We start from the raw sequence: 6,850 nt of genomic DNA, 5'->3' as shown, positions 1-6,850 counted from the left end.
CCTAAAGATCCTCTGACTGCTTGTAGGCATTCGGTTTCAGGTACTGTTTCACTCCCCTCATCGGGGTGCTTTTCACCTTTCCCTCACGGTACTTGTTCGCTATCGGTCGCATACGAGTATTTAGGCTTAGAGGGTGGTCCCCCTATGTTCAGACAGGATTACACGTGTCCCGCCCTACTCAAGTCCTGACACATCAGTTTCGCATACGGGACTGTCACCCGCTATGGTCGGCCTTTCCAAACCGTTCTGCTACTTGAATGTCAGGCACTGGCCTGGTCCGCTTTCGCTCGCCACTACTTACGGAATCTCGGTTGATGTCTTTTCCTCCAGCTACTGAGATGTTTCAGTTCGCCGGGTTCGCTTCACCAAAGCCTATGTATTCAGCTTAGTGATAACCTCGCCCAATTACCGACACCCAGATCTCTCTGGATGGTGATAATTGGTGAAGCTGGGTTTCCCCATTCGGAAATCCCGGGGTCAAAGGTTGCTCACACCTAACCCGGGCTTATCGCAGCGTGCCACGTCCTTCATCGCCTGTATGCGCCAAGGCATCCACCAAATGCCCTTACCTCACGCTTGAGAGTCCACACCACCAACGACAAGGCTAACCCCGTCATCGGCCGCATGGCTTACTTCGCTCAGCATCGTTGTTCATGAAACGGCATCATCAGCCCCTCGCCACCACCAGCGTTGCCGCCAGTGCGCACGAAGAAGCCAATGCCGTCCACGGCATCGATTTCTAGAACCCATTCACAATGTCAAAGAGCAAGGCACCTAAGTCAGGTACCTCTACCGGCATAAGCCGGATCTGATGATCTTCATCTCTGGATCTGATGCAGCACACACAAAGTGGTGGAGCTTGTCGGGATCGAACCGACGACCTGATGCTTGCAAAGCAACCGCTCTCCCAGCTGAGCTAAAGCCCCGTCACTGAATGGTGGGCCGAGTAGGAGTTGAACCTACGACCTCACGCTTATCAGGCGTGCGCTCTAACCACCTGAGCTACCGGCCCCCACCGCATCCCGGCTGGCCCACAAGGGCCGCCGCGACGGCGCAAGCCAGCTCAGGCATACCGCTCCCAAAAGAGCGGATCCAGAAGATGAAGGGACATGAGGACGGCGGCTAATGTTCTTTAGAAAGCGGCGACGCACCTCCGGGGCATGCCCGGCGCAGTACGCTGCGATCCTTAGAAAGGAGGTGATCCAGCCGCAGGTTCCCCTACGGCTACCTTGTTACGACTTCACCCCAGTCGCTAAACCCACCGTGGTCGCCTGCCTCCCTTGCGGGTTAGCGCAGCGCCTTCGGGTGAATCCAACTCCCATGGTGTGACGGGCGGTGTGTACAAGGCCTGGGAACGTATTCACCGCGGCATGCTGATCCGCGATTACTAGCGATTCCGCCTTCATGCACTCGAGTTGCAGAGTGCAATCCGAACTGAGACGGCTTTTGGAGATTAGCTCACCCTCGCGAGTTTGCTGCCCACTGTCACCGCCATTGTAGCACGTGTGTAGCCCAACGCGTAAGGGCCATGAGGACTTGACGTCATCCCCACCTTCCTCCGGCTTATCACCGGCGGTTCCTTTAGAGTGCCCAACTTAATGATGGCAACTAAAGGCGAGGGTTGCGCTCGTTGCGGGACTTAACCCAACATCTCACGACACGAGCTGACGACAGCCATGCAGCACCTGTGTCCCAGTCCCCGAAGGGAAGAAATCCATCTCTGGAAGTCGTCCGGGCATGTCAAACGTTGGTAAGGTTCTGCGCGTTGCTTCGAATTAAACCACATGCTCCACCGCTTGTGCAGGCCCCCGTCAATTTCTTTGAGTTTTAACCTTGCGGCCGTACTCCCCAGGCGGAGAACTTAATGCGTTAGCTGCGCCACCCAAGCACCAAGTGCCCGGACAGCTAGTTCTCATCGTTTACGGCGTGGACTACCAGGGTATCTAATCCTGTTTGCTCCCCACGCTTTCGCACCTCAGCGTCAATACATGTCCAGTCAGCCGCCTTCGCCACTGGTGTTCTTCCGAATATCTACGAATTTCACCTCTACACTCGGAATTCCACTGACCTCTCCATGATTCAAGCGATGCAGTCTCAAAGGCAGTTCTGGAGTTGAGCTCCAGGCTTTCACCCCTGACTTACAAAGCCGCCTACGTGCGCTTTACGCCCAGTAATTCCGAACAACGCTAGCCCCCTCCGTATTACCGCGGCTGCTGGCACGGAGTTAGCCGGGGCTTATTCTCCCGGTACAGTCATTATCTTCCCGGGTAAAAGAGCTTTACAACCCTAAGGCCTTCATCACTCACGCGGCATTGCTGGATCAGGCTTTCGCCCATTGTCCAATATTCCCCACTGCTGCCTCCCGTAGGAGTCTGGGCCGTGTCTCAGTCCCAGTGTGGCTGATCATCCTCTCAGACCAGCTAAGGATCGTCGCCTTGGTAGGCCTTTACCCCACCAACTAGCTAATCCTACGCGGGCTCATCCAAAGGCGATAAATCTTTGGTCTTGCGACATCATACGGTATTAGCACCCCTTTCGAGGAGTTATTCCGTACCTTTGGGCAGATTCCCACGCGTTACGCACCCGTGCGCCACTAAGGCCGAAGCCTTCGTTCGACTTGCATGTGTTAGGCATGCCGCCAGCGTTCGTTCTGAGCCAGAATCAAACTCTCAAGTTTATGACCGACATGCACGGGGGAATACCCACGCACGCCAGCATCTCCAGGAGCCGCTCCTGCACAAATACATGGTGTGTATAAGGACATAAGGAACGGCTTGAATTTAACCGACCTTCAGACACCCAGAGGTTGCCCAAGACCGGAGCCGCCGCCCACATGTCCCTTCATCAATCCAACAATGAGAAAGAACCGACGCCCCTCCATCCCCGCTTCTCTCGATGCGAGGAGATCGTCTAGCGATCCGGAAGAGCGCAGCAGAAACTCGGTCGAAACCGCGTCACCGCCGCCGGTGAAAACGCATTTAGGTGAGGCTCACGCACCCGTCAACACCATTTTGCATTTTTGTGGCAGTCGCCGCGAAATGCCGCGGAAAACCGCCTTTTTACCGCTTCTGCACCCCATAACCGCTAGGGGCGACTCATGAAGCCCGAGACGATTTCTCCCGCCGATCCGTCAGATCGTGATTCGACGCCGCCGCCGCAAGCCGACGAGGCCGCCGGCGAGGGCATGGCTGCGCGCGTCCGCTCGGCCGTCCTGTGGCGCTCGGGCAGTCAGATCGTGGCCCAGCTCGTCATGTGGTCGTCCACCTTCATCGTCATCCGCCTGCTCGCCCCGTCCGATTACGGCCTGTTCGCGATGACGCAGCTGGTGCTCAGCCTCATGAGCCTGCTCAACGGCTACAGCTTCACCGCCAGCCTCGTGCAGGGCGCCGAGATGGACCGCACCCGCGTCGCGCAGGTGTTCGGCATGATGATCCTGCTCAATTTCGGCCTGGCCGCGATCCAGGTCGCACTCGCGCCCGCGGCGGCCAGCTATTTTCGCGAGCCGATGGTGGCGCAGCTGCTCCGCGTGCAGGCGCTGCTGCACCTGACGACGCCCTTCATCATGGTGCCGCAGGCGCTGCTCAGCCGGCAGATCGACTTCCGCACGCAGGCACGCGTCAACATCGCCGCCGCCGCGCTCGCCGCCATCGTCGCGCCGACCTGCGCCTATGCGGGTCTCGGCGTCTGGACGCTGGTGGCGGCGCCGTTCACCCTGTTCAGCGCGCGGGCAGTGGGGATGCTGATCGTCGGGCGCTGGTGGATCTGGCCGAGCTTCCGCTGGCGCGGCGCCGGTGCGACGATCGGCTTCGGCTCGGCGATGCTGGTGTCTGACCTGCTGTGGTTCGTGCAGACGCAGGCGGACGTGTTCATCGCCGGCCGGCGGCTGGAGCCGCACGCACTCGGCCTCTACACGACGGGGCTGTTCCTCAGCCAGATCCTCGTCAACAAGTTCGTGCCCGCGATCAACGAGGTCGCCTTCCCCACCTATGCGCGGCTCCAGCACGATCCGCAGGCGATCGCGCGCGGCTTCCTGCGGGCGGTGCGGCTGGTGATGCTGGCGGCAATCCCCTTCTATCTCGGGCTTGCCGCGACGGCGGAGCCGCTGGTGCTGACGGTGCTCGGGGATCACTGGGCGGGCGCGGTGCCGGTGGTCCGGCTGCTGGCGCTGGCCATGCCCTGCGTCACGCTGCAGATCCTCTATGCGCCGGCGACCAACGCGCTCGGCCGGCCGGGCATCGCCGCGCGCGTCTCGGGCGCGGGCGCGATCATCATGCCGATCGCCTTCCTGATCGGTGTCGGTCATGGCCCGGTCGGCATGGCTGCCGCGTGGTTGGGCGGCTTCCCGCTGCTGCTGATCGCGGCGACCGCCTTGTCGCTTCCCGTCATCGGCCTTCGCGCGCGCGATCTGCTCACCGCCGTGACGCCGCCATTGGCGGCAGGGCTGGGCATGGCCGCGGGGGTGCTCGCGCTCGACTTCGCTTTGCCGCCCCTCCCCGTCATCGCGCGGCTGGCGGCGCTCGTCGCGATGGGGGCGATCCTCTATCCGGCCCTGCTGCTCGTCGTCGCCCGGGGCACGCTGACAGAGGCGATCGCGCTGGCACGGGGGCGCACGCCCGCCTGATCGCGCAGGCTCAGGCCGTCTGGATATAATCCCTCAGCGCCCGGGCCTCCGCCTCCGCCCGGTCGATCCGCGCCTTGACCAGATCGCCGATCGACACGAACCCGACCAGCCGCTCGCCATCCAGTACGGGCAGGTGGCGGATGCGGCGCCGCGTCATCAGCCCGAGGGCGGCCAGGATCGGCGTCTCCCGCGTGGTGCCGATCGCCGGCGCGGTCATCACGTCGCGCACCGCATGCTGGAGCAGGGCCGGACCATGTTCGGCCAGCCCGTAGAGGATGTCGCGCTCCGACAGGATGCCGGCGACACGCTCCGCCTCCACCACCGGCAGCGCGCCGATCCGCCGCTCGGCCAGCAGCCGCACCGCCTCCGCCACCGGCGCGTCAGGTGCCACCGTCACCACATCATCGCCCTTGGCCGCCAGGATCGTCGCGATCGTCATGTCGCCGCTCCTCTCTCATCGCCCACCGCGCGGCTTGATGATCCCATGGTTCCGGCCCAAGGGGAAGCCGTGGCGGAAGAGCGCAACCGATTGTCCGATCCGGATTATGCCGCCTTCGCATGGGGCCGCTTTCGCCGGCTGATGCGATGGATGGCGCTGGTGGCGGCGCTCGCGGCGGTGCTGGCGCTCGCCTATCTGTGGAATGCGGGCAGTCCGTTCACGGTGGCGCTGGTGATCGCGACGATCGCGGGCGTCGCGGGCAGCGTGCTGCTCGGCACCGCGCTCATGGGGCTCGTCTTCCTGAGTTCGGGGACGGGCCATGATTCGGATGTGGGGACAGGCGAATGAGCGACGAACTGCCGATGGGCGAGCCGATCCTGCGGGTGGTGCCGGGCCCCGGTGACATCAACGCGAACGGCAACATCTTCGGCGGCTGGGTGCTCAGCCAGATGGACATTGCCGGCGGCATCGTCGCCAACCAGGCGGCGGAAGGCCCCGTCGCCACCGTCGCGATCGAGTCCATGGCGTTCATCGCGCCGGTCAATCTGCACGATGTCGTCTCGGTCTATGCCAAGGTCGAGCGGCGCGGCCGCACCTCGCTCGGCATCCGGATCGAGGTGTTCGCCAGCCGCCGGCGCGGTCAGCAGCGCGTGCGGGTGACCGAAGGCCTGTTCACCTTCGTCGCGATCGACGAGGACGGCCGGACGCGCCCGCTGCCGCCCGCCTGACCCGTCCAGCATGAAAAAGGCTTCCGCACCATGCAGCGCGGGAGCCTTCCGGTTTTCAGCAGTCGGACCGATCAGGCGGCGACGTCGCCGCTCGCATCATTCTCGCCCGTGGTCGCCACGCGTGGACGGCGGGTGCGACGCGGCCGCGCCGGTGCGGCTTCCGCTTCGCCCTCGGCAGCCGGTGCAGGCGCGATGGAGGGCGGCAGCACCGCCATGTCGAACTGCGGCTCGGCCTCGACGGCGGCGGCACGCGGCGGCCGGCCACGGCGGGGGCGCGGGGCAGGCACGGCATCGGCGGCGACGGCAGGCTCGGCCGCCGGCATCGGCGCCTCGGCCGGCGCATCGAGCGTCACCGGCTCGGCACGCGGCGCACGGTCGATCCGCTCGGGCCGTTCCGCCCGCTCTGGACGCTCGGCGCGGTCCGGCCGCTCGCGGCGCTCCTGCCGGTCGAACCGGCGCTCGCCCTCGGCACGGGGTTCGTCGCGGCGGCTGTCCTGGCGGCGGGGCTCATCGCGGCGGCCATCCTCGCGCCGGTTCTCGTCCTGGCGATACTCCTCGCGGCGGCCATCCTCCCGACGGCCCTCGCCCCGGCCACCTTCCTCCCGGCGGCCTTCATCCCGGCGACCGTCGTCACGCCGGCCTTCATCGCGCCGGCCTTCATCGCGACGGCCATCGTCCCGGCGCCCGTCCTCGCGGCGCGGCGTCTGGCGCGGCTCGTCGAAGCCGTCCGCCTCGCCCTCGTCGCCGTCGAAATCGTCCTGATAGCCGTCGCGCCCCTCATTCTGGCGCTGCGGGCGGCTGTCCTCGAACCGGGCGCGGCTCTCGCTCAGCACCCGGAAATAATGGTCCGCGAACTGGAGATAATATTCGGTCAGCACGCGATCGCCCGCCATCTGCGCATCGCGGGCCAGCGTCTTGTATTTCTCGTGCAGCTGATTGGCGTTGCCACGAGCCCGATTGTCGATGCGATTGCCCTGTTCGGGGCGCGGCGCGCCGCCCTGCGGGCGCGCACCATTCCGGCCACGGCCACGGCGGCCGTTCTGGCGATTGTTGATCAACGCA

At 64.3% G+C, this 6,850-nt stretch carries 5 protein-coding genes, 2 tRNA genes and 2 rRNA genes; 3 read left to right on the top strand and 6 right to left on the bottom strand.

The genetic code is table 11. The features are described 5' to 3' along the window. From BM360_RS15735 to BM360_RS15720, 4 genes are all read right to left on the bottom strand, one after another. Nucleotides 1–579, bottom strand: a 23S ribosomal RNA gene (locus BM360_RS15735); the annotation flags it as partial. A 271-nt stretch (nucleotides 580–850) separates the two neighbouring features. After that, a tRNA-Ala gene (locus BM360_RS15730) sits at nucleotides 851–926 on the bottom strand. 9 nt (nucleotides 927–935) lie between these two features. Further along, a tRNA-Ile gene (locus tag BM360_RS15725) sits at nucleotides 936–1,012 on the bottom strand. A gap of 178 nt (nucleotides 1,013–1,190) precedes the next feature. Next, a 16S ribosomal RNA gene (locus BM360_RS15720) occupies nucleotides 1,191–2,677 on the bottom strand. 420 nt (nucleotides 2,678–3,097) lie between these two features. Between BM360_RS15720 and BM360_RS15715 the strand changes: the two genes are divergently transcribed. Next, nucleotides 3,098–4,621 carry a lipopolysaccharide biosynthesis protein gene (locus tag BM360_RS15715; RefSeq protein WP_341350606.1) on the top strand — a complete coding sequence of 508 codons (1,524 nt, stop codon included), beginning with the start codon at nucleotides 3,098–3,100 and terminating at the stop codon, nucleotides 4,619–4,621. Nucleotides 4,622–4,631: 10 nt separating this feature from the next. Here the strand turns inward: BM360_RS15715 and BM360_RS15710 are convergent, their stop codons facing one another. Further along, nucleotides 4,632–5,060, bottom strand: a complete 429-nt coding sequence (locus tag BM360_RS15710) for a CBS domain-containing protein (RefSeq protein WP_093315956.1) — start codon at nucleotides 5,058–5,060, stop codon at nucleotides 4,632–4,634. Between the two features lie 69 nt (nucleotides 5,061–5,129). Here BM360_RS15710 and BM360_RS15705 point away from each other — a divergent pair, with 69 nt between their 5' ends. After that, nucleotides 5,130–5,408, top strand: coding sequence for a hypothetical protein (locus tag BM360_RS15705; RefSeq protein WP_341350605.1), 279 nt, complete (start codon nucleotides 5,130–5,132; stop codon nucleotides 5,406–5,408). Beyond that, complete coding sequence (locus BM360_RS15700) at nucleotides 5,405–5,788, top strand: acyl-CoA thioesterase (protein ID WP_093315954.1); 384 nt, start codon at nucleotides 5,405–5,407, stop codon at nucleotides 5,786–5,788. The genes BM360_RS15705 and BM360_RS15700 overlap by 4 nt, the downstream gene beginning before the upstream one ends. A gap of 71 nt (nucleotides 5,789–5,859) precedes the next feature. Here BM360_RS15700 and BM360_RS15695 read toward each other — a convergent pair whose 3' ends face one another. Next, nucleotides 5,860–6,846 carry a DUF4167 domain-containing protein gene (locus tag BM360_RS15695; RefSeq protein ID WP_093315953.1) on the bottom strand — a complete coding sequence of 329 codons (987 nt, stop codon included), beginning with the start codon at nucleotides 6,844–6,846 and terminating at the stop codon, nucleotides 5,860–5,862. Nucleotides 6,847–6,850: the final 4 nt, after the last annotated feature.

Source organism: Sphingomonas jatrophae, assembly GCF_900113315.1.
Lineage (GTDB): Bacteria > Pseudomonadota > Alphaproteobacteria > Sphingomonadales > Sphingomonadaceae > Sphingomonas_P > Sphingomonas_P jatrophae.
The sequence above is the reverse complement of the archived record's forward strand: the minus strand, read 5'-3'. Positions and strand labels throughout refer to the sequence as shown.